We start from the raw sequence: 20,814 nt of genomic DNA, 5'->3' as shown, positions 1-20,814 counted from the left end.
AGCGTAGCGCCGAATCGTCTCGCCGCAAAACGATTTTTAGGCCGGTCTCTTGTGATCTAGAATCACAAGCATGGCACGTTCTCTCCCTCCTTTTCCGGCGTTGCGCGCGTTCGAATCCGCCGCTCGGCACAATAGTTTCACCGCCGCAGCGGCGGAACTCCATGTGACTCACGGTGCAATCAGTCGTCAGGTGGCCGCGCTGGAGGCGTGGGTGGGCGTGCAGGTGTTTCATCGGCATGGCAAGCGGGTTGCGCTGACCGACGATGGCCGGCGCTATCTCGGCGCCGTGCAGGCGGCATTCGACAACATCGCGCGCGCGACGGAACAATTGCGCGATACGGGCGTCGTCCACGTGCTGCGTGTGAACGCCTTGCCGACTTTCGCCATGAAATGGCTGCTGCCGCGGCTCTCGCAGTTCCAGCGGCTCAATCCGAATGTGGAGCTACGCCTCGCGACCTCGAATGCGCCGGTGGAAACGCTCGATGCTTTCGACGTGGCCGTGCGGCGCGGCCCCGCGCATTGGCCCGATTGCGCGAGCGGTCACTTCCTCGACGAAATGGAGCTGCCCGTCTGCAGCCCGGCGCTGCTCAAGCGTACGCCGATTCACAACGCCAACGACCTCGCGCGTCACGTCCTGCTGCATTCCGATACGCGCCCCGATGCGTGGCGCACGTGGCTGGCGACGGCGGGCGTCACGGCAAAGTGCCGCAAGAAGCAGTCGTTCGATCATTTTTATCTGGCCTTGCAGGCGGCCGTCGATGGTCTGGGCGTGGCGCTCGGACCGTTGCCGTTGCTGGACGACGAACTGGCTTCCGGGCGGCTGGTCACGCCGCTTGACGGTCCGCATATCGATGCGCGCGGTTATTGGTGGGTGGCGCGGCGCGAAGTGGCGGATGTGCCTGTCGTCGCGCAGTTTTGCCGCTGGCTCGAAGAGCAGGCGAGCGCGGTGCAGGAAGATGCGGGAACGGCAGGTTGAGCGGAAGTGAGCGCGAGCAAATGCTGCGCCTGAAAGCGTGAGGTAAGACGCGCGGCGCGCGAGTGACGCGCGCCGGCCAGGCATGCCGATACGAACATGCCGATGCAAACGCGCGGGCGGGGCGCCCGCGCGCTCATGCATCAGAGATAGAACATGCGGTCTTCGTCCGAATCCGGGCGGGCGGGATGTTCTTCCGCTGTCTCTTCGCCGCTGTCCTCGTAGAACTTCAGGACGGCTTCGAGCACCTGGTCGGGATCGTCGATCACCTGCATCAGATCCATGTCTTCCGCGTTGATCAGACCCATCGGCACAAGCGCCGTGCGGAACCATTCGAGCAGGCCCTTCCAGAACTCCGCGCCCACGAGAATGATGGGCACGTGACGCGACTTCTTCGTCTGGATCAGCGTGAGCACTTCGGCCAGTTCGTCGAGCGTGCCGAAGCCGCCCGGCATGACGATCACGGCGTCCGAGTTCTTCACGAAAGTCACTTTACGCGTGAAGAAATGGCGGAAACGCAGCGAGATGTCCTGCCACTGATTGCCCGACTGCTCGTGCGGCAATTCGATGTTCAGGCCCACGGACGGCGACTTGCCCGCGTGCGCGCCCTGATTCGCGGCTTCCATGATGCCAGGACCGCCGCCGGAGATCACGGCGAAGCCTGCATCCGAGACTTTTCGCGCGATGGTGGAGGCGAGCTGGTAGTACTTTGAGTCCGGTTTCAGGCGTGCAGAGCCATAGATGCTGACCGCTGGCCGGATCTCGGACAGGTATTCGGTCGCCTCGATAAACTCTGCCATAATCGTGAACATCTGCCACGATGCGCGCGCCTTTTTGGCCGTTGCGCGCTCTTGATCTGCGAGTGAACGCAGACTCGGAATCACTTTTCTCTTGTCCATAATGCCTGAAGAACTACGCGTGGAAACGAAGCTACACAATCAGCTGGAAGGTAAGACCCTGTTGCTGGTCGACGGTTCTAGCTATCTCTATCGGGCCTTCCATGCAATGCCTGATCTGCGTGGTCCCGACGGCGAACCCACAGGTGCACTGTACGGCATCATCAACATGCTGCGTCGTATGCGCAAGGACGTTACGGCAGAGTATAGCGCGTGCGTGTTCGATGCCAAGGGCAAGACGTTTCGTGATGACTGGTATCCCGACTATAAGGCCAACCGGCCTTCCATGCCGGAGCCGCTTGCTGCACAGATCGAGCCCATCCACGCTGCGGTGCGCGCGCTCGGCTGGCCGCTGCTGATGGTCGAAGGCGTCGAGGCCGACGATGTGATCGGCACGCTCGCCGCCCAGGCGGAAAAGCTCGGCATGAAGGTGGTCGTTTCCACGGGCGACAAAGACCTCGCGCAACTCGTGACCGACCACGTCACGCTCATCAACACGATGACCAACGAACTGCTCGATCGCGAAGGCGTGATCGCGAAGTTCGGCGTGCCGCCGGAGCGCATCGTCGACTATCTCTCGCTGATCGGCGATACCGTTGACAACGTGCCGGGCGTGAACAAGTGCGGCCCGAAGACGGCGGTGAAGTGGCTCACGCAATACGGTTCGCTCGACGGCATCGTCGAACACGCGGACGAAATCAAGGGCGCGGTGGGCGGTTATCTGCGCGACGCGCTCGACTTCCTGCCGATGGCGCGCAAGCTCGTCACGGTGGAAACGGCCTGCGATCTCGCACCGCATCTGGAATCGATCGAAGCCTCGCTCGGCACGCGTGCGGAAGCGCGCGAAGAAATGCGCGATATTTTCGCGCGTCACGGTTTCAAGACCTGGCTGCGCGAAATCAACGAGGCGAGTGCGCAAAGCGAAACCGTGCCGGCCGCCACCGCCGGCAACGCGCCTGAAAAAGACGCGAACGTGCAGCCGGCGCTGTTCGTCGATGCGCCGCGCAACTACGAAACGATCCAGACGTGGGAGCAGTTCGACGCGTGGCTCAAGAAGATCGAAGCGGCTGAGTTGACCGCGTTCGATACCGAAACCACGGCGCTCGATCCGATGGTGGCGAAGCTCGTCGGCATGTCGTTTTCGACCGAACCCGGCAGCGCCGCGTATCTGCCGCTCGCGCATCGCGGGCCCGATGCACCCGATCAATTGCCGCTCGACGAAGTGCTCGCGCGCCTGAAGCCCTGGCTCGAAAGCACGCAGCACAAGAAAGTCGGCCAGCACATGAAGTACGACGAGCAGGTGCTCGCGAATTACGGCATCGAGTTGAACGGTGTCGAATTCGACACGCTGCTCGAATCGTACGTGCTCGAATCGCATCGCACGCACGATATGGACAGCCTCGCGCTGCGCCACCTCGGCATCAAGACGATCAAGTACGAGGAAGTGGCGGGCAAGGGCGCGCAGCAGATCGGTTTCGATGAAGTGGCGCTGGAAACGGCCGCTGAATACGCGGCCGAAGATGCGGATGTCACGCTGCAACTGCATCTCGCGCTCTATCCGCAGATCCAGCCGGAAAAGGGTCTCGACTACGTCTATCGCAGCATCGAGCTGCCGACGGCGCGCGTGCTGCGCAAGATGGAGCGCAACGGCGTGCTGATCGACACGGAGCGTCTGGAAAAACAGAGCGCGCAGATTGCGGTGCGTCTTGTCGAACTCGAACAGGAAGCCTATGTGTTGGCGGGCGGCGAGTTCAACCTCGGCTCGCCCAAGCAGATCGGCCAGATCTTCTTCGAAAAGCTGCAATTGCCGATCGTGAAGAAAACGCCGAGCGGCGCGCCGTCCACCGACGAAGAAGTGCTGCAAAAGCTCGCCGAGGATTATCCGCTGCCCAAGCTGCTGCTCGAGCATCGCGGCCTTGCCAAGCTGAAATCGACCTACACGGACAAGCTGCCGCGTATGGTCAATGCGCAGACCGGCCGCGTGCACACGAACTACGCGCAGGCCGTCGCGGTCACCGGGCGTCTCGCGTCGAACGATCCGAATCTGCAGAACATTCCGGTGCGCACGGGCGAAGGCCGGCGCATTCGCGAGGCGTTTATCGCGTCGCCGGGCTGCAAGCTCGTTTCCGCCGATTATTCGCAGATCGAGTTGCGCATCATGGCGCATATCTCGGGCGACGAATCGCTGCTCACGGCGTTTGCGCGCGGCGACGACATTCACCGCGCGACGGCCGCCGAAGTGTTCGGCGTGACGCCGCTCGAAGTGAGCAACGATCAGCGCCGCATCGCCAAGGTCATCAACTTCGGCCTGATTTACGGCATGAGCGCGTTTGGTCTCGCGTCGAATCTCGGCATTACGCGCGATGCGGCGAAGCTTTATATCGACCGCTATTTCGCGCGTTATCCGGGCGTTGCGCGCTATATGGACGAGACGCGTATGGATGCCAAATCGCGCGGCTATGTCGAGACCGTGTTCGGTCGCCGTCTGTGGCTGCCGGAAATCAACGGCGGCAATGGTCCGCGTCGTCAGGCGGCGGAACGCGCTGCCATCAATGCGCCGATGCAGGGCACGGCCGCCGATCTGATCAAGCTCTCGATGGTCGCCGTGCAGAAGTGGCTCGACGAACGCAAGATCGGCACGAAGATGATCATGCAGGTACACGATGAACTGGTGCTCGAAGTGCCCGAAGCGGAACTCTCCGAAGTGCGCAAATGCCTGCCGGAACTGATGTGCTCGGTCGCGAAGCTCAAGGTGCCGCTCGTCGCCGAAGTGGGCGTGGGCGCGAACTGGGAAGAAGCGCATTAATTTGCACATCGATACATTGAAAGCGATCGATGATCACATTGATCGCTGCATGAATCATGCTTTGAACGCGTAGTAAACGCGCGCGCGGCACAGAACAAGCGGGTGGCTCGCATGACCTTAATGTGAGCATGCCATCTTGCCGTCGCGCGCTCCGTCAGCCGACAATCAAACGAAGGCCGACGCCGCAGCGCCAGTTCATGCGCGCGCGAGTGTCGGACGTTCTAACGCCCATCGACATGCACGGAGAAACTATGCATCGCTTTATCGTTGTAGGTGGGGGCGCAGGCGGTCTGGAACTGGCTACCCGGCTGGGCGACCGTTATGGGAAGCCGGGCCGTGGCCGGCAGCCGCGCGCAACGGTCACGCTCGTCGACCGCAATCCGACTCATATCTGGAAACCGCTGCTGCATGAAGTCGCTGCAGGCAGCATGGACCCGTTCACGCAGGAACTCGAATATGCGGCGCAGGCGCGCTGGCATGGCTTCGAGTTTCAGCAGGGCGAACTCGTATCGGTCGACCGTGCGGCGAAGCGCATTACGCTCGGCGCAGTAGCCGACGAAGACGGCGCTGAAATGTTGCCGGTGCGCGTGGTCGAATACGACACGCTGGTACTGGCGATTGGCAGTACGACACACTTTTTCGGCGTGCCGGGCGCGGCGGAAAATTCCATCGCGCTCGATACCGTCGAGCAGGCCGAGCGCTTTCGCAAGCGCCTGATCGCCGCGTGCATGCGCGCCGAACATCAAACCGATCCCGTCATCACGCGCGACCACGAAGGCAAGGAAGAGCCGCGCGTGCAGGTGGCGATCGTCGGTGCTGGAGCCACGGGCGTGGAGTTGTCCGCCGAGTTGCGCAATACCGCGCAGGTGCTTTCGGCGTATGGTCTGCACAAGCTCGATCCGAGCCATGACGTGGGCATCGCGCTGATCGAATCGGGCCCGCGTATTTTGCCGGCATTGCCCGAACGTGTTTCTTCGGCGACGGCGGAATTGTTGCTCAAGCTCGGCGTGCGTATTCTCACGGCCGAACGCGTGACCGAAGTCGCGCCGGGCGTCGTGCGTACGGCGAGCGGCAAGGCGATTCGCGCCGATCTCACCGTCTGGGCGGCAGGCATCAAGGCGCCCGCTGTGCTCTCGCAACTCGACGGCCTGACCGTCAACAAGCTCGGTCAACTGGTCGCGCGCCAGACGCTGCAAACCGAAATCGACGATAACATCTTCGCGCTCGGCGACTGTGCCGCCTGCGTGTGGCCGGGGACCGAACGCAATGTGCCGCCGCGCGCGCAGGCCGCGCATCAGCAGGCATCGTTCCTGTTCAAGTCGATGACTCATCTGCTCGACGGACGGCCGTTGCCCGAGTTCACCTATCGCGACTTTGGCTCGCTGGTGTCGCTCGGCCATTTCAGCGCGGTCGGCAATCTGATGGGCGGGTTGATCGGCGGCAGCATGCTGATCGAAGGGCTGTTCGCACGCTTCATGTATATGTCGCTGTATCGGCTGCATATTGCGGCGCTGCACGGCTACGCGCGCATGATGCTCGACACCGTTGCGCACTGGCTGCGGCGCACGACGCTGCCGCGCGTCAAGCTGCACTGATTTCACAATGCGCCTGCGGGCGCATTTTTTCTTTGGATGGTCTTTCTGTCGCGCCGTTTTCTATCGCAAGGAGCGTTGCATGCTGAAGCCTGAAATCGATAGCCTGGTTCCTCACGTGCCGTTCGATCGGCGCACCTTCCTGAAGGCCGCGCTGGGCAGCGGCTTCGCTGCCGCCGTGCTGCCCGTTTCCGCGCAGACGATTCATACGGATTCCGAAGGACTCGATGCCGGCGAGATCGGCTTCCAGTCGGGCGGTACGCTCGTGCCGGCGTATCGTGCGCAGCCGCGTGGGAAGACGCACCTGCCGGTCATCATCGTGATTCACGAGATTTTTGGCGTGCACGAGCATATCGCCGATGTGTGCCGGCGTTTTGCGAAGCTTGGCTATCTGGCCATCGCGCCGGATTTTTTTGTGCGCGAAGGCGATGCTTCGGTGTATCCGACGATCCAGCAGATCAACGAAAACATCGCGAGCAAGGTGCCCGATGCCCAGGTGATGAGCGATATCGATGCGGCGCTCGAGTGGGCGGGCCAGCATGGCGGCGATCTGAAGCGCGTGGGCATCAACGGCTTTTGCTGGGGCGGGCGCTACACGTGGCTGTATGCGGAGCACAATCCGCGCGTGAAGGCCGCGGTGGCGTGGTACGGGCGCGTGACGGGCGATCACACAGCGAACGCGCCGCAGAATCCGGTCGATCTGGCGGGCACGTTGCAGGTGCCGGTGCTGGGGCTATACGGGCGTCAGGACAACAGCATCCCGCAGGACACGCTGGAGCAGATGAAAGCGGCGATTGCGCAGGGGCCGCAGGGCGGGCGCGGCTCGCAATTCGTCGTGTATGACGATGCGGGCCACGCGTTTTTCGCCGATTACCGGCCGAGCTATCGCAAGGCCGATGCGGAGGATGGCTGGAAGCGCGCGACGGCGTGGTTCAAGGAGCACGGCGTCGGTTGAGAGCGGCGCCGTCCCGATCAGCCAATCAGGCGTTCGCACCCGTCGCCACCGGCCGCGACGGGTCCGCGACCCACTCGCTCCACGAACCGCCGTAGAGCGCCGCGCCGTGCATACCGGCGATCTCCATCGCCAGCGCGTTGTGACATGCTGTCACACCCGAGCCGCATTGCAGCACCACATGCTCGGGCGTGACGCCCGGCAGCAGCGCCGTGAATTCCTCACGCAGCGTATGCGCCGATTTGAACCGGCCGTCGGCGGTGAGGTTGTCCTTGAAGAAGCGATTCTTCGCGCCCGGAATATGGCCGCCGACCGGGTCGATCGTTTCGTTTTCGCCGCGATAGCGATCGCTCGCGCGCGCATCGACCACCGTGAGTTCGCGCGTGCCCAGATTGCGCACGACGGCCGCGACATCGACGGTCACCTGCAACGGTGCGCCGGCCTTGAACGTACCTTGCGTGGCCGTCGGCACATCCTTTTCGAGCGGATAACCCGCCGCTTCCCACGCTTGCAGACCGCCATCGAGCACCGCGACCGAATCGTGGCCAAGCCAGCGCAGCAGCCACCACAGACGCGCGGCGTACGAGCCGCCGTGCGCGTCGTAGGCAACCACTTGCTGGCCGGCGTTCAAGCCCCAGCTGGCGAGCGTCGCGACCAGCGAAGCGCGATCGGGCAGCGGATGGCGGCCGTTCTTGCCGGTCTTCGGACCGGACAGGTCGCGATCGAGGTGGAGATAGCGCGCGCCCGGCAGATGGCCGGCGGCGTAGGCGGTTTCGCCCGCCTTGGGATCGAGCAGATCGAAACGGCAGTCGAAAACCAGCACGCTGCCCGGCGCGGCGGTCATGCGCTCGTGCAGGTTCGCGGCCGAAATCAGGGTGGTGTAGTGCGTGTGGGGCATGACGGCTCCTTTGCCTGGATCGTGCGTGACCGGCTTGGAGAGCGTTCGTGTGCTGCGTGCGCTGTGCCGGCCCGATGCCGTCAGTCTAAACAAAAAGACGGGCCGAAGCCCGTCTTTCCTTGTCACGCTCTGGTAGGGCGGCAGGCGCCGCATCCATCAGATTTCGCCCAGCTCGCGGCGCAGAAACTCGTGGAAGTGCTGCATGCCGTCTTCCATCGGGCTCTGGTACGGGCCGACTTCCGACACGCCGCGCTCGTACAGGGCGCGACGGCCGGCGTCCATGCGCTCAGCGATCTCGTCGTCTTCCACGGCCGTTTCCATATAGGCGGCGCGCTCGGCCTCGACGAACTCGCGCTCGAACAGCACGATTTCCTCGGGGTAATAGAACTCGACGATATTGGTGGTCTTTTGCGTGCCGTTCGGAATCAGCCACGAACAGATCAGCACGTGCGGATACCACTCGATCATCAGACCAGGGTAATAGACCATCCAGATCGCGCCGAACTCGGGCGGCTGGCCGTTACGGAAGCGCAGGACTTCGTCGTGCCACTTGCGGTACGTCGGGCTGCCCGGCTTGCCGAGCTGGCTGTGTACGCCGACTGTCTGCACGCTGTACCACTCGCCGAACTCCCACTTCAGGTCGTCGCACGAGACGAACTGGCCGAGACCCGGATGGAACGGGACGACGTGGTAGTCCTCCAGATAGACCTCGATAAAGGTCTTCCAGTTGTAGTTGCACTCGTGGACCTCGACGTGATCGAACATATAGTCCGTGAAGTCGAGGTGTTTGGCCGGCCCAAGGCGTGCGAGATCGCGCGCGACATCGCGCCCGGCCGACTCGAACAGGAGACCGTTCCACTTCTGCAGCGGCGTGCTGTTCAGGTTCAGGCAGGGCTTGTCCGCGAAGTGCGGCGCGCCGAGCAGTTCGCCCTTGAGGTCGTACGTCCAGCGATGCAGAGGACATACAATGTTGTCTGCCGTGCCGCGACCGTTTAGCATAATGGCCTGGCGATGACGGCAAACGTTGGAAAGCAGCTCGATCTCGTTGCTTTTGTTGCGAACGAGTACGCGACCCTCTTTCTCGCCGGGCAGCGCAAAATAATTCCCCGCTTCAGGCACCATCAATTCGTGCCCGACGTAGCGAGGACCTTTCTGGAAAAGCGTGTCGATTTCGCGCTTCAGTAGCGCTTCGTCAAAGTAAGCCGTGACTGGCAGCTGGCTGTGAACGGACTTCAGCTGCAATGCATTGCTCAGATTGGACATTCCCACTCCCGATTAGACGTGAAAGCAGTGAACAACCCAACCATCGAAGATTCGATTTAGGGAGCCGGCTAGTATATCCGGTTTACCCTTAAAAGGGTAGCTAAGTGGCTGATTTTTGCCGGAATTGCGCCAGGATAGCGTTGAGAAGTCGACAGGAATGCATCGCGCGTAAGGTAGAAATCGCCCGGCAAATGAAGTCAACGCGAAGTCAAAACGCCGTCAAAACAGCCTTCTGGAACTGATTTGCTGAACGCCCCGTAATGTGGCCGGGAAGGGACAGAAGCCGGCGAGCGGGGCGGCCAGGGGGCTTTTGCCGTAGAATGTCCGCCTTGTTTCATTTTGGCGACCCCAGATGGCGAAATCCGCATTGAAAGGCGGCGCAGCGGAAGGCGCAACGGCATCCCAGCCGGCCTCCGCCGAGCCCTTGCCGGAAAGCTACGAAGCCGCGCTGGCGGAACTCGACGCGCTGGTGGCGCGCATGGAAGGCGGTAGTCTGAGCCTCGAGGAATCGCTGGCCGCGTATCGTCGCGGCGCGGTGCTGGTGAAGTTCTGCCAGCAACAGCTCGAAAAGGTTGAACAACAGGTGCGCGTGCTCGACGGCGAGACGCTTCGGCCCGTGCCCCTCAATACGACATCCGCAACGGGCGGAGACGACGATCTATGAATTTTGACCAATGGACCCGGCACGTACTTGACCGGGTCGAGAGCGCGCTCGATCACTATTTGCCGGCTGCCGACGTGCAGCCCGCTCCGCTGCATGACGCCATGCGTTATGCGGTGATGGGTGGCGGCAAGCGTGTGCGCCCGCTCCTGTGCCATGCCGCAGGCGAACTGACGAACGCAACGCCGGAGGCGCTCGACGCCGCCGCTTGCGCGCTGGAAATGATCCACGTCTACTCGCTCGTGCATGACGACATGCCCTGCATGGACGACGACGATATGCGTCGTGGCAAACCGACGGTACACGTCAAATATGACGAACCGACGGCGCTGCTGGTCGGCGACGCGCTGCAATCGCAGGCCTTCGTCGCGCTGACGTCCGACGTGCTGGACGCGCCGCGTCAGGCCGCGCTCGTGCGCGAACTCGCGCTGGCGAGCGGCTCGATCGGCATGGCCGGCGGCCAGGCAATCGACCTCGCGAGCGTGGGCCATTCGCTCACGCGCGAGCAGCTCGAAACGATGCACCGCCTGAAGACCGGCGCGCTGCTGCGCGCCGCGGTCCGCATGGGCGCGGTGGCCGGCGAAACGCCGTCCGCAGACACGCTCGCCGCGCTGGACAAGTACTCGGCGGCCGTGGGCCTCGCCTTCCAGGTGGTGGACGATATTCTCGATGTGACCGCCGACTCGGCGACTCTGGGCAAGACCGCTGGCAAGGACGCGAAGGACGGCAAGCCGACCTACGTGTCGATCATCGGTCTGGATGCCTCGCGTGCCCTCGCGCAGCAGTTGCGCGCCGACGCACACGCGGCACTCGAACCGTTCGGCGCACGCGCACAGCGCCTCGCCGAACTCGCTGACCTGGTCGTGAACCGGGTTAGCTGATTGCGCCAACCCGCCCGCGCGCATGAACGGGAAGTAATGCGCGATAGAAGTGCGGGAGCGCCCGATTTCCTACAATGGAACGACGATGTACGACTTGCTGAAAACCATTGACGACCCGGCGGATTTGCGCCGCCTCGATCGCCGCCAGTTGCAACCGCTTGCCGACGAACTGCGTGCCTTCGTTCTCGACAGCGTGTCGCAAACGGGCGGCCACCTGTCGTCCAACCTCGGCACGGTCGAACTGACGATCGCGCTGCATTACGTGTTCGACACGCCGCGCGATCGCATCGTCTGGGACGTGGGCCATCAGACCTATCCCCACAAGATCCTGACCGGCCGCCGCGACCAGATGTCCACGCTGCGCCAGCTCGGCGGTATTTCCGGTTTCCCGAAGCGGGACGAATCGGAATACGACACCTTCGGCACCGCGCACTCGAGCACGTCGATTTCGGCGGCGCTCGGCATGGCCGTCGCGAGCAAGCTCAAGGGCGATAACGCCATGGGCATCGCCGTGATCGGCGACGGCGCGATGACCGCCGGCATGGCGTTCGAGGCACTGAACAACGGTGGCGTCGAAGACGACGTGCCGCTGCTCGTGATCCTCAACGACAACGACATGTCGATCTCGCCGCCCGTCGGCGCACTGAATCGCCACCTCGCGCGCCTGATGTCGGGCCGCTTCTACGCGGCTGCCCGTGCAGGCGTGGAACGCGTGCTGCGTCATGCGCCGCCGGTGCTCGATCTGGCCCGCAAGCTCGAAGAGCACGCGAAGGGCATGATCGTGCCGGCCACGCTGTTCGAAGAATTCGGCTTCAACTACATCGGCCCGATCGACGGTCACGACCTCGATTCGCTGATCCCCACGCTGCAGAACATCAAGGAACTGCGTGGTCCGCAATTCCTGCACGTGGTGACGAAGAAAGGCCAGGGCTACAAGCTCGCCGAAGCCGACCCGGTCCTGTACCACGGTCCCGGCAAGTTCAACCCGGCCGAAGGCATCAAGCCGTCGACGACGCCCGCCAAGAAGACCTACACGCAAGTGTTCGGCGAATGGCTGTGCGATGCCGCGGAACTCGACTCGCGCGTGGTCGGCATCACGCCGGCAATGCGCGAAGGCTCGGGCATGGTCGAATTCGAAAAGCGCTTCCCGGATCGCTACTTCGACGTGGGCATCGCCGAGCAGCACGCGGTGACGTTTGCGGGCGGTCTGGCTGCGGAAGGCATGAAGCCGGTGGTCGCGATCTACTCGACCTTCCTGCAACGCGCCTATGACCAGCTGATCCACGACGTCGCGCTGCAGAACCTGCCGGTCGTGTTCGCAATCGACCGTGCCGGCCTCGTTGGCGCGGACGGTGCAACGCACGCGGGCGCGTACGATCTCGCCTTCATGCGCTGCATCCCGAAGATGATGATCATGGCGGCGTCGGACGAAAACGAATGCCGTCAGATGCTCTACACGGCGCTCCAGCAGGATTGCCCGACGGCCGTGCGTTACGCGCGCGGTGCAGGCACGGGCGTGGCGACCGTCAAGCAGATGGCCGCGCTGCCGGTCGGCAAGGGCGAAGTGCGCCGCGAAAGCAGCGCGCCGGCAGGCAAGCGTGTGGCGATCCTCGCGTTCGGCACGATGGTTGCGCCGTCGCTGGCTGCTGCGCAAGAACTGGACGCCACCGTGGCGAACATGCGCTTCGTGAAGCCGGTCGACGCGGAACTCATCAAGCAGCTCGCCGAAACGCACGATTACCTCGTGACCGTCGAAGAAGGCTGCATCATGGGCGGCGCGGGTTCGGCCTGCGTGGAATCCCTGCTTGAAAGTGGGGTTATCAAGCCCGTACTACAATTGGGCCTTCCCGACACCTTCATCGATCACGGCGATCCGGCGAAGTTGCTGGCGGGCGTCGGCCTCGACGCGGCAGGTATCGCGAAGTCCATTCGCGAACGCTTCCTCGAAGGCGCGGCGAACGCGTCGGGCAAGTCGGTGATGCGCGTCGCTTAAGCGGCGGCATCGTCGCTCAAGCACCAACACCTTGAACCGTCGAGCGGGGTTTTCGCCCCGTTCGCCAGCGAGCGCCGGCACATGCCGGCGCTTGCCATTTGCGCGCCCCAATTGGTGCGACTTGAGGATAAGAACATGAATCAGATGAACCCGGCTTTCGTGATGCCGGACGTGCAAAGCTCCGTCGATACCCGTCAGATCGTGATCCAGCGTGTAGGCGTGAAGGGTGTGCGCCATCCGCTGACGGTGAAAACGGGCGCGGGTGACGTCCAGCCGAGCGTCGGCACGTGGAATCTCGACGTTCATCTGCCTGCGGACCAGAAGGGCACGCACATGTCGCGTTTCGTCGCGCTGCTCGAAGAGAACAAGGCGCCGCTCGAACCGGCTACGTTCCGCTCGATGCTGACCGCGATGCTCGCGAAGCTCGAATCGCAGGCAGGTCGTATCGAGGTGTCGTTCCCGTACTTCGTGAAGAAGGTCGCGCCGGTGTCTGGCGTGGAAAGTCTGCTGGACTACGAAGTGACGCTCACGGGCGACGCCCGCGACGGCGTCACGCGCCTGTTCCTCAAGGTGCTGGTGCCGGTGACGAGCCTGTGCCCGTGCTCGAAGAAGATCTCGCAGTACGGCGCGCACAACCAGCGCTCGCACGTGACGATCGATGTGGAATTCGACGGCGATCTGCCGGTGGAAGACCTCATCGTCATCGCCGAGCAGGAAGCGTCGTGCGAACTGTGGGGCCTGCTCAAGCGCCCGGACGAAAAGTTCGTGACCGAGCGTGCCTACGAAAATCCGAAGTTCGTGGAAGACCTCGTGCGTGACGTGGCCGTGCGCCTGAACGCCGACGCGCGCGTGATCGCCTATACGCTCGAAGCCGAAAACTTCGAGTCGATTCACAATCACAGCGCCTATGCAGTGATCGAGCACGACAAGCGTGCAGCGTAATGGTTGAGCGTGTTGTGTCGCTTTAAAAAACCGCCTTCGGGCGGTTTTTTATTGAGTGCGCAGCTGCGCCGGAAATTTGATTTGTCGCTGGCTGTGCATTTGATGCAAGCCTTGCGTGTTTCGAGACGGTGTTAAAGAAGCGACCTCTTTCTCGACACACAATAGCAATGACGACCACAGTCACACCGGGGAAATCTGTCGATACCGCATTGACGGACCGCTCGCGCGATCTTGTGATTTATCACTTCTATGAACGGGATGCGGTCTACATCCGCAATTTCGCGCACTTTCTTTTATTCGCTTATTCGACCGATTGCGATTTTGTGATCGTGGTGGCGGGTTCTCATACCATCGATCTGCCGCAGCGCCCGAATGTTCGATATATTTTTTCGGAGAACAAGAATAACGATTACGGCGGCTATTGCGCCGCCATGACGGAACTCGGCAGCGACATTTCGAATTACGACACAGTGTTCTTCGTCAATGCGTCTGTGCGCGGCCCGTTTCTGCCACCTTTCGCGATGCAGGGATGGAGACGGGTATTCGCGCAGAAGCTGACCGGCAACATCGGTCTGGTGGGGTCGCGATCAACATCCTGTCGGAGCGTTCGCCGCATTCCAGTCAATACAAGGCGAAATACGGCGGCTGCGTGCCATTTTCCCATGTGCAGACCATGGCCTACGCGCTGTCAAAAGACGCGTTGCATTTCTTGCGGGAAAGCGGCTTTTACACTGAGCGGGAAGCGCTCAGTAAAGACGAGGTGATTCTGGATTACGAGATCCGCCTGTCGCAACTCTTGTTGAAGAACGGCTGGAATATCACTGCACTTTTGCCGGAGTACGAATCAATCGACTATCGCAAGCCGCACGCCGAGATCAATCGCGTTTCAGTCGGCGGCGATCCTAACTGGGCTTCGAGTTATTTCGGGCGGGCCGCGCATCCATTCGAAGTGCTATTCATCAAATCGAGTCGCGGCATATTCAGTGCCGCGCATTTCGACCGGCTTGCCTATAGCGCGCTTTGCCGGGAAAGGCCGGATGTCGAGTGGCGCAACGGCAAAATCATCGCCGACTACAAAGCGATGCTCGAATCGATTCCTTCGCTTTCCGATGTCGTGCCCGTTTCGGGCGAAGAGTATTCGATGGAGCACATCCTGCGCATGACCGCAGCCATGCTCGAACAGATACCGCTCACGCGCGGTATCGTTGGCAACATGCTGAATCGGCTGGGCTGACGATGCGGTGCATCGCCAACCGCATTACTGCTGCGCGAGCGACGTCAGATCCCAGCGCGGCTTGACCGTGAACGCGTAGTCGTGCGTCGCCTGATCGGGCCAGCGTTGCAGGCGCAGCGCACCCGCCAGCGCGATCATCGCGCCGTTGTCGGTGCACAGCGAGAGATCGGGGTAATGCACTTCGAAGCCGCGTTTTTGCGCCGCCGCCGACAGTTTCTCGCGCAACTGTTTGTTCGCGCCCACGCCGCCCGCCACCACGAGCCGCTTCATCTTCGTCTGCTTGAGCGCGGCCAGCGACTTCGCCGCCAGCACGTCCACAGCCGCATCGACAAAACCGCGCGCAATATCGGCCTTGCCCTGTTCGCAGATATTCGGCCCGAGCTTCTTCACATGCGTGAGCACCGCGGTTTTCAGGCCGCTGAAGCTGAAGTCCAGATCGCCCGAATGCAGCATCGGGCGCGGCAATTCGATGGCGCCCGGCGTGCCGAATTCGGCAAGACGCGACACTTCCGGCCCGCCCGGATAACCGAGGCCCAGCAGCTTGGCGGTCTTGTCGAAGGCTTCGCCGGCGGCGTCGTCCAGCGTTTCGCCGAGCGTTTCGTACACGCCTACGTCGGTTACACGCATCAGCTGCGTGTGGCCGCCGGAAACCAGCAGCGCGACGAACGGGAAGGGCGGCGGCGCATCCACGAGCAGCGGCGAGAGCAGATGCCCTTCCAGATGGTGAATGCCGACCGTCGGCCGGTTCCACGCCATCGCGAGCGCGTTGGCGATGCTCGCGCCGACCAGCAGCGCGCCAGCGAGGCCCGGGCCTTGCGTGAAGGCGATGGCGTCGATGTCGCTGCGCGCGGCGCCGCTTTTCTCGAGCACCTCTTCGAGCAGCGGCAGGGCGCGGCGGATGTGGTCGCGCGAAGCCAGTTCGGGCACGACGCCGCCGTACTCGCGATGCATGGCGATCTGCGAATGCAGCGCGTGCGCGAGCAGGCCGCGCTCGCTGTCATAGAGCGCGAGGCCGGTTTCGTCGCAGGAGCTTTCGATGCCGAGAACGAGCATGGTGTGGCGTGCGACGGTGCGCGAAGCCGGTCCGAAGACCATAGCCGGAGCAAAAACCGTCGCTAAATCAAAGTGAAAGGGAACCCCAAAGTATAGCAGTGCGCGTGCGAGCCGGCTTGCGCTCCGGGTCGGTTGGACAAAGGCGCAAAGTCCGGTGCCCGATGAGCGCGCGTGAGCCAGTCCGGGCCCGGCCAGGTCACCGCGCGCTGGCGCGCAGGTAGAATGCGCGCCATGGAATCATTTGACATCGCCGTAATCGGCGCAGGGGCGGCCGGCATGATGAGCGCGGCGGTGGCGGGCCAGCAGGGCCGCCGCGTGGCGCTGATCGACCACGCTCCGCGCCTCGCGGAAAAAATCCGCATCTCCGGCGGCGGCCGCTGCAATTTCACGAATCTGCACGCAAGCCCTGCCAATTACCTCTCGAACAACCCGCATTTCTGCCGTTCGGCGCTCGCGCGTTACACGCCGCGCGACTTCATGGCGCTGCTGCGCCAGCATCGCGTGACCTGGCACGAGAAGCACAAGGGCCAGCTGTTTTGCGATCAGTCCAGCGAAGCGATCATCGACGTCCTGCGCGCGGAATGCGACGCCGGGAAGGTCGCATGGCGCCGCCCGCTGCCGGTCGAGGACGTCGCGCACGCCGATGGCACCGGCTTCACGCTCGGTACCCCGCAAGGCCCGATCCGCGCGAAGGCGCTGGTGATCGCCACGGGCGGTCTGTCGATTCCGAAAATCGGCGCGACCGATTTTGCGTATCGCGTGGCGAAGCAATTCGGCCACAAACTCATCGATACGCGGCCCGCGCTGGTGCCGCTGACTTTCGCGCAGCAGGAATGGGCGCCGTATGTGCCGCTTTCGGGCGTTTCGCTCGATGTCAATGTGGCGACCGGCGAGCGCAAGACCGGCGGCGCGTTCGACGAAGACCTGCTGTTCACGCATCGCGGCCTGTCCGGCCCGGGCGTGCTGCAGATTTCGAGCTTCTGGCAGCCTGGTCAGCCGATCCGCGTGAACCTGCTGCCCGATCGCGACGCCACCGAGGCGCTGATCGAAGCGAAAGGGACGACGAAACGCCAGATCGGCAACCTGCTCGCCGAATGGGTGCCCGCGCGCCTCGCGCATGCCTGGCTCGAAACGCATGGCGTGCCGCTCGATGCGCGCCTTGCCGATTTGCCGGACAAAACGCTGCGCCGCATCGGCGAAGGGCTGTCGCAATGGACGCTGACGCCGACCGGCACCGAAGGCTACAAGAAGGCCGAAGTGACGCGCGGCGGCGTGGATACGCGTGAACTTTCATCGGCGACGATGATGAGCCAGCGCGTGCCGGGCCTCTATTTCGTCGGCGAAGCGGTGGACGTGACGGGCTGGCTCGGCGGCTACAACTTCCAGTGGGCGTGGGCGTCGGGTGTGGCGGCGGGTGAAGCTGCCGCGGAATTTGCAGCGAACGGCAGCGTCTGACCGACTCTGACCGGCCTCGTTATGGAGCCGTCGGAATTGCCTCCGGCAGACGCGCTAAATCCGCGCTGCGCCAGTCTGAGCGGGCCTCTGCGGCATTCGGGTTTTCCTTCCGGCGGCCTCACAATGGTCTGGCCCGGAACTGCTATACTGGCTTTCTTTACCCTTGATCCGTTATTGGAAAATGACGACCATCCGCGTAAAAGAAAACGAACCTTTTGAAGTGGCCATGCGCCGCTTCAAGCGCACGATCGAGAAGAACGGCCTGCTGACCGAACTTCGCGCGCGTGAGTTTTACGAAAAGCCCACGGCTGAACGTAAGCGCAAGAAGGCGGCGGCGGTGAAGCGCCATTTCAAGCGCATTCGCAGCCAGACGCTGCCGAAAAAGATGTACTGATTTCGACGCCGCCGTGGTTTTTCCTCAATCCGGAAATCTCACGGCGACGCAGACAGCGCGGCTGCGCAAGCGCGGCGCTGTTCCTCTGGTGTGGTCGCATCAGGCCGAACCCGCACCGACCCGCCTGGAAACGCTTCCAGGCGGGTTTTTGCATTCCTGCGATGCTTCGGTACGATGTTCAGCCTGAGCGGCTGCGCTGCCCGGTCAACGACCGGGATTGTGCAACCCCAACGCATTTTCAGGTGAGTGATGAGTCTCAAGGACCGGATCAACGACGACATGAAGGCCGCGATGCGCGCCCGCGAAAGCGAGCGCCTCGCCACGATTCGTCTGCTGCTCGCCGCCATCAAGCAACGTGAAGTCGACGAGCGCGTGACGCTCGACGACGCCGGCATCACGGCGGTCATCGACAAGATGATCAAGCAGCGCAAGGACTCGATCAGCCAGTTCGAAGCGGCTGCCCGTACCGACCTCGTCGAGAAAGAGCAGGCCGAACTGGCCGTGCTGGCGACGTATATGCCCGAACAGCTTTCGGATGCGGAAATCGCCGCCGAAGTGCAGGCAGCGGTTGCCGAGGTGGGCGCTGCGGGCCCGCAGGACATGGGCAAGGTCATGGGCGTGCTCAAGCCGAAGCTGGCTGGCCGCGCCGACATGACGGCCGTTTCCGGCCTCGTCAAAGCCGCTCTTACGAAGTAAGGGCAGCGCAAGGCCTCCTGAGCGTTGCCGGGTTCCGTATCCGGTGGCGCTGGAGGCTTGCGGCGGGCGCGCGCATGCGTGTCCGGCCTATTCCCAGCCTGATTGAACCGAACTGAACCGCACTGAAGCGAGCGACCGAGCCCGATGATTCCGCATTCGTTCCTGCAGGATCTGCTCAACCGCGTCGATATCGTCGACGTGGTGGGTCGTTTCGTGCAGCTCAAGAAGGGCGGCGCGAACTTCATGGGCCTGTGCCCGTTCCATAACGAGAAGAGCCCGTCGTTTACCGTTAGCCCAACGAAGCAGTTCTATCACTGCTTCGGCTGCGGCGCGCACGGCACGGCGATCGGCTTTCTCATGGAGCACGCGGGCCTGTCGTTCCCCGAAGCCGTCAATGAACTCGCACAGTCGGTCGGCCTGAGCGTGCCGCAGGAGCCGTCGCCGGTGCGCGGCGGTGGAGGCGGCTACGGTGGTGGCCGCGGCGGCCAGCCAGGCGAAGGCGGCTATGCGCCCGGCGCCTCGAAAGCCGTCACCAACGCGCTGTCCGACGTGATGCAGACCGCCTGCGACTACTACCGCAAGCAGTTGCGCAGCGCGCCCAATGCGATCCAGTACCTCAAAAAACGCGGCCTGACCGGCGAAGTCGCGGCCCGTTTCGGGCTGGGTTATTCGCCCGATGGCTGGCAGAACCTCGAAGCCGCATTCGAGGATTATCGCGACGATTCGCTCGTCGAATCGGGTCTTGTGATCGTCAGCGAAAAGCAGGACGCGCAAGGCCAGTCGCGCCGCTACGACCGCTTCCGCGACCGTGTCATGTTCCCCATCCGCAATGTGAAGGGGCAGGTGATCGGCTTCGGCGGGCGCGTGCTGGACGGCGGCGAACCCAAGTATTTGAATTCCCCGGAAACGCCGCTATTTAACAAGGGTAGCGAACTGTACGGGCTGTTCGAGGCGCGTCTGGCGATCCGCGAACAGCATTACGTGCTGGTGGTGGAAGGGTATATGGACGTGGTCGCGCTCGCGCAGCTCGGCTTCCAGAACGCCGTGGCGACGCTGGGCACCGCCTGCACGCCGATCCACGTGCAGAAGCTGATGCGCCAGACCGACACGGTCATCTTCAGCTTCGACGGCGATTCGGCCGGCCGCCGCGCCGCACGGCGCGCGCTGGACGCCTGTCTGCCGCACGCGGCGGACAATCGCACGATCCGCTTCCTGTTCCTGCCGGCCGAGCACGACCCGGACAGCTACGTGCGCGAATTCGGCACGGAAGCCTTCAAGGAGCAGGTCGAGCGCGCCATGCCGCTCTCGCAGTTCATGCTCAACGAAGTGCTCACGGGCAAGGAGCTGGATCAGCCCGAAGGCCGCGCCCGCGCGCTGTTCGACGCCAAGCCGCTGCTGCAGGCCCTGCCGGCCAACGCCCTGCGTGCGCAGATCATGCACATGATCGCCGATCGCCTGGACGTGCCGTTCGAGGAAGTGGCAGGCCTGTGCGAAGTCGACGCCCGCATCGCCCAGGCGGCGCGCCAGGCGCCCGCCCGCAAGGACCGGCACCTCGTAACCGGGATCGAGCGCAAGGCGCTGCGCAACCTGGTGATGCATCCGCGCATCGCCACGCAGCTCGACGAAGAGGCCGAACAGGCGCTCATCACGCTCACGCGGCATGGCGAGCTGTTCGAGGAAGTGACCACGCACGCCCGCGCACTGGGCGACGCGGCCGAATTCCAGTTGTTGTCTGATCTATTGAGAAATGGGGCCAATGCCCCCACCTTCGAGGAGATTTTTCGCGAAATTCTGGACTATGATGAAAACGTTCGGGATTTGCTGATGAAAAATCCAGAAGATGGCGCCGTACTCGAGGAGCGCCGCGAGCAGGAGCGGCTCGTGAGCGAAGAGTTGACGGCAGCAATCCTGAAAATGCGTTTCGACGCCTGCAGCGAGCGACTGGACGTGCTTTCGCGGCAGTCGCGCCATACGCCCGAGGAACTGGCCGAATACGTTAAATTGAATCAGGCGCGAGCTGACATGAAGCGTCAGCTCGGGCTGTAGGGGAGGATCGCGCGCGGGCGATTATTACCGTGCGTGCTAAAATTAAAGATTTTCAGCGGTTTGTTTTTGTTTTTTCCGG

17 protein-coding genes are annotated in these 20,814 nt (G+C 63.0%); 13 read left to right on the top strand and 4 right to left on the bottom strand.

Annotated features, from left to right (window positions below):
- The first annotated feature begins 70 nt into the window (after positions 1 to 70).
- On the top strand, positions 71 to 976 hold the full coding sequence (locus tag U5A67_RS05495) for a transcriptional regulator GcvA (protein ID WP_321813346.1): 906 nt from the start codon (positions 71 to 73) through the stop codon (positions 974 to 976).
- Positions 977 to 1,116: 140 nt separating this feature from the next.
- Here U5A67_RS05495 and U5A67_RS05490 read toward each other — a convergent pair whose 3' ends face one another.
- Positions 1,117 to 1,872 carry a TIGR00730 family Rossman fold protein gene (locus U5A67_RS05490; RefSeq protein ID WP_321813345.1) on the bottom strand — a complete coding sequence of 252 codons (756 nt, stop codon included), beginning with the start codon at positions 1,870 to 1,872 and terminating at the stop codon, positions 1,117 to 1,119.
- A 1-nt stretch (position 1,873) separates the two neighbouring features.
- Between U5A67_RS05490 and polA the strand changes: the two genes are divergently transcribed.
- The 3 genes from polA to U5A67_RS05475 all read left to right on the top strand — a co-directional run bounded on the left by polA (position 1,874) and on the right by U5A67_RS05475 (position 7,222).
- Positions 1,874 to 4,675, top strand: coding sequence for a DNA polymerase I (gene polA / locus U5A67_RS05485; RefSeq protein ID WP_321813408.1), 2,802 nt, complete (start codon positions 1,874 to 1,876; stop codon positions 4,673 to 4,675).
- 251 nt (positions 4,676 to 4,926) lie between these two features.
- Positions 4,927 to 6,270 carry an NAD(P)/FAD-dependent oxidoreductase gene (locus U5A67_RS05480; RefSeq protein WP_321813344.1) on the top strand — a complete coding sequence of 448 codons (1,344 nt, stop codon included), beginning with the start codon at positions 4,927 to 4,929 and terminating at the stop codon, positions 6,268 to 6,270.
- 79 nt (positions 6,271 to 6,349) lie between these two features.
- Positions 6,350 to 7,222, top strand: coding sequence for a dienelactone hydrolase family protein (locus tag U5A67_RS05475; RefSeq protein ID WP_321813343.1), 873 nt, complete (start codon positions 6,350 to 6,352; stop codon positions 7,220 to 7,222).
- 25 nt (positions 7,223 to 7,247) lie between these two features.
- Here the strand turns inward: U5A67_RS05475 and U5A67_RS05470 are convergent, their stop codons facing one another.
- Both U5A67_RS05470 and U5A67_RS05465 read right to left on the bottom strand, forming a co-directional pair.
- Positions 7,248 to 8,117: a sulfurtransferase gene (locus tag U5A67_RS05470; RefSeq protein ID WP_205986265.1), complete on the bottom strand. Its 870-nt coding sequence runs from the start codon at positions 8,115 to 8,117 to the stop codon at positions 7,248 to 7,250.
- A 156-nt stretch (positions 8,118 to 8,273) separates the two neighbouring features.
- Positions 8,274 to 9,380 carry an aromatic ring-hydroxylating dioxygenase subunit alpha gene (locus tag U5A67_RS05465; RefSeq protein WP_321813342.1) on the bottom strand — a complete coding sequence of 369 codons (1,107 nt, stop codon included), beginning with the start codon at positions 9,378 to 9,380 and terminating at the stop codon, positions 8,274 to 8,276.
- A gap of 352 nt (positions 9,381 to 9,732) precedes the next feature.
- Here U5A67_RS05465 and U5A67_RS05460 point away from each other — a divergent pair, with 352 nt between their 5' ends.
- The 5 genes from U5A67_RS05460 (at position 9,733) to U5A67_RS05440 (ending at position 15,091) form a co-directional block, all read left to right on the top strand.
- Positions 9,733 to 10,044, top strand: a complete 312-nt coding sequence (locus tag U5A67_RS05460; RefSeq protein WP_321813341.1) for an exodeoxyribonuclease VII small subunit — start codon at positions 9,733 to 9,735, stop codon at positions 10,042 to 10,044.
- The gene (locus U5A67_RS05455) at positions 10,041 to 10,922 is read left to right on the top strand and encodes a polyprenyl synthetase family protein (protein WP_205986268.1); all 882 of its coding nucleotides are present in this window, start codon (positions 10,041 to 10,043) and stop codon (positions 10,920 to 10,922) included. The genes U5A67_RS05460 and U5A67_RS05455 overlap by 4 nt, the downstream gene beginning before the upstream one ends.
- 85 nt (positions 10,923 to 11,007) lie before the next feature.
- On the top strand, positions 11,008 to 12,915 hold the full coding sequence (gene dxs / locus U5A67_RS05450) for a 1-deoxy-D-xylulose-5-phosphate synthase (protein ID WP_321813340.1): 1,908 nt from the start codon (positions 11,008 to 11,010) through the stop codon (positions 12,913 to 12,915).
- Positions 12,916 to 13,050: 135 nt separating this feature from the next.
- Complete coding sequence (gene folE2, locus U5A67_RS05445) at positions 13,051 to 13,857, top strand: GTP cyclohydrolase FolE2 (protein WP_205986270.1); 807 nt, start codon at positions 13,051 to 13,053, stop codon at positions 13,855 to 13,857.
- A gap of 529 nt (positions 13,858 to 14,386) precedes the next feature.
- The gene (locus tag U5A67_RS05440) at positions 14,387 to 15,091 is read left to right on the top strand and encodes a hypothetical protein (RefSeq protein ID WP_321813339.1); all 705 of its coding nucleotides are present in this window, start codon (positions 14,387 to 14,389) and stop codon (positions 15,089 to 15,091) included.
- Between the two features lie 24 nt (positions 15,092 to 15,115).
- Here U5A67_RS05440 and tsaD read toward each other — a convergent pair whose 3' ends face one another.
- Positions 15,116 to 16,144, bottom strand: a complete 1,029-nt coding sequence (tsaD, locus tag U5A67_RS05435; RefSeq protein ID WP_321813338.1) for a tRNA (adenosine(37)-N6)-threonylcarbamoyltransferase complex transferase subunit TsaD — start codon at positions 16,142 to 16,144, stop codon at positions 15,116 to 15,118.
- 231 nt (positions 16,145 to 16,375) lie between these two features.
- Between tsaD and U5A67_RS05430 the strand changes: the two genes are divergently transcribed.
- The 4 genes from U5A67_RS05430 to dnaG all read left to right on the top strand — a co-directional run bounded on the left by U5A67_RS05430 (position 16,376) and on the right by dnaG (position 20,735).
- On the top strand, positions 16,376 to 17,599 hold the full coding sequence (locus tag U5A67_RS05430) for an NAD(P)/FAD-dependent oxidoreductase (protein ID WP_321813337.1): 1,224 nt from the start codon (positions 16,376 to 16,378) through the stop codon (positions 17,597 to 17,599).
- 181 nt (positions 17,600 to 17,780) lie between these two features.
- A complete protein-coding gene (gene rpsU / locus U5A67_RS05425) occupies positions 17,781 to 17,993 on the top strand; it encodes a 30S ribosomal protein S21 (RefSeq protein ID WP_027819095.1) in 213 nt (70 codons plus the stop codon).
- Between the two features lie 249 nt (positions 17,994 to 18,242).
- A complete protein-coding gene (locus tag U5A67_RS05420; RefSeq protein ID WP_205986274.1) occupies positions 18,243 to 18,689 on the top strand; it encodes a GatB/YqeY domain-containing protein in 447 nt (148 codons plus the stop codon).
- 144 nt (positions 18,690 to 18,833) lie between these two features.
- A complete protein-coding gene (gene dnaG / locus U5A67_RS05415; RefSeq protein WP_321813336.1) occupies positions 18,834 to 20,735 on the top strand; it encodes a DNA primase in 1,902 nt (633 codons plus the stop codon).
- Positions 20,736 to 20,814 lie beyond the last annotated feature (79 nt).

The sequence above is a fragment of the Paraburkholderia sp. J69-1 genome (assembly GCF_905220255.1).
Taxonomy (GTDB): Bacteria; Pseudomonadota; Gammaproteobacteria; order Burkholderiales; family Burkholderiaceae; genus Paraburkholderia.
The sequence above is the reverse complement of the archived record's forward strand: the minus strand, read 5'-3'. Positions and strand labels throughout refer to the sequence as shown.

Coding starts and splice junctions, on each gene's coding strand:
- U5A67_RS05495 (WP_321813346.1), top strand. CDS start 71: ATGGCACGTTCTCTCCCTCCTTTTCCGGCGTTGCGCGCGTTCGAATCC.
- U5A67_RS05490 (WP_321813345.1), bottom strand. CDS start 1,872: ATGGACAAGAGAAAAGTGATTCCGAGTCTGCGTTCACTCGCAGATCAA.
- polA (WP_321813408.1), top strand. CDS start 1,874: ATGCCTGAAGAACTACGCGTGGAAACGAAGCTACACAATCAGCTGGAA.
- U5A67_RS05480 (WP_321813344.1), top strand. CDS start 4,927: ATGCATCGCTTTATCGTTGTAGGTGGGGGCGCAGGCGGTCTGGAACTG.
- U5A67_RS05475 (WP_321813343.1), top strand. CDS start 6,350: ATGCTGAAGCCTGAAATCGATAGCCTGGTTCCTCACGTGCCGTTCGAT.
- U5A67_RS05470 (WP_205986265.1), bottom strand. CDS start 8,117: ATGCCCCACACGCACTACACCACCCTGATTTCGGCCGCGAACCTGCAC.
- U5A67_RS05465 (WP_321813342.1), bottom strand. CDS start 9,380: ATGTCCAATCTGAGCAATGCATTGCAGCTGAAGTCCGTTCACAGCCAG.
- U5A67_RS05460 (WP_321813341.1), top strand. CDS start 9,733: ATGGCGAAATCCGCATTGAAAGGCGGCGCAGCGGAAGGCGCAACGGCA.
- U5A67_RS05455 (WP_205986268.1), top strand. CDS start 10,041: ATGAATTTTGACCAATGGACCCGGCACGTACTTGACCGGGTCGAGAGC.
- dxs (WP_321813340.1), top strand. CDS start 11,008: ATGTACGACTTGCTGAAAACCATTGACGACCCGGCGGATTTGCGCCGC.
- folE2 (WP_205986270.1), top strand. CDS start 13,051: ATGAATCAGATGAACCCGGCTTTCGTGATGCCGGACGTGCAAAGCTCC.
- U5A67_RS05440 (WP_321813339.1), top strand. CDS start 14,387: ATGGAGACGGGTATTCGCGCAGAAGCTGACCGGCAACATCGGTCTGGT.
- tsaD (WP_321813338.1), bottom strand. CDS start 16,144: ATGCTCGTTCTCGGCATCGAAAGCTCCTGCGACGAAACCGGCCTCGCG.
- U5A67_RS05430 (WP_321813337.1), top strand. CDS start 16,376: ATGGAATCATTTGACATCGCCGTAATCGGCGCAGGGGCGGCCGGCATG.
- rpsU (WP_027819095.1), top strand. CDS start 17,781: ATGACGACCATCCGCGTAAAAGAAAACGAACCTTTTGAAGTGGCCATG.
- U5A67_RS05420 (WP_205986274.1), top strand. CDS start 18,243: ATGAGTCTCAAGGACCGGATCAACGACGACATGAAGGCCGCGATGCGC.
- dnaG (WP_321813336.1), top strand. CDS start 18,834: ATGATTCCGCATTCGTTCCTGCAGGATCTGCTCAACCGCGTCGATATC.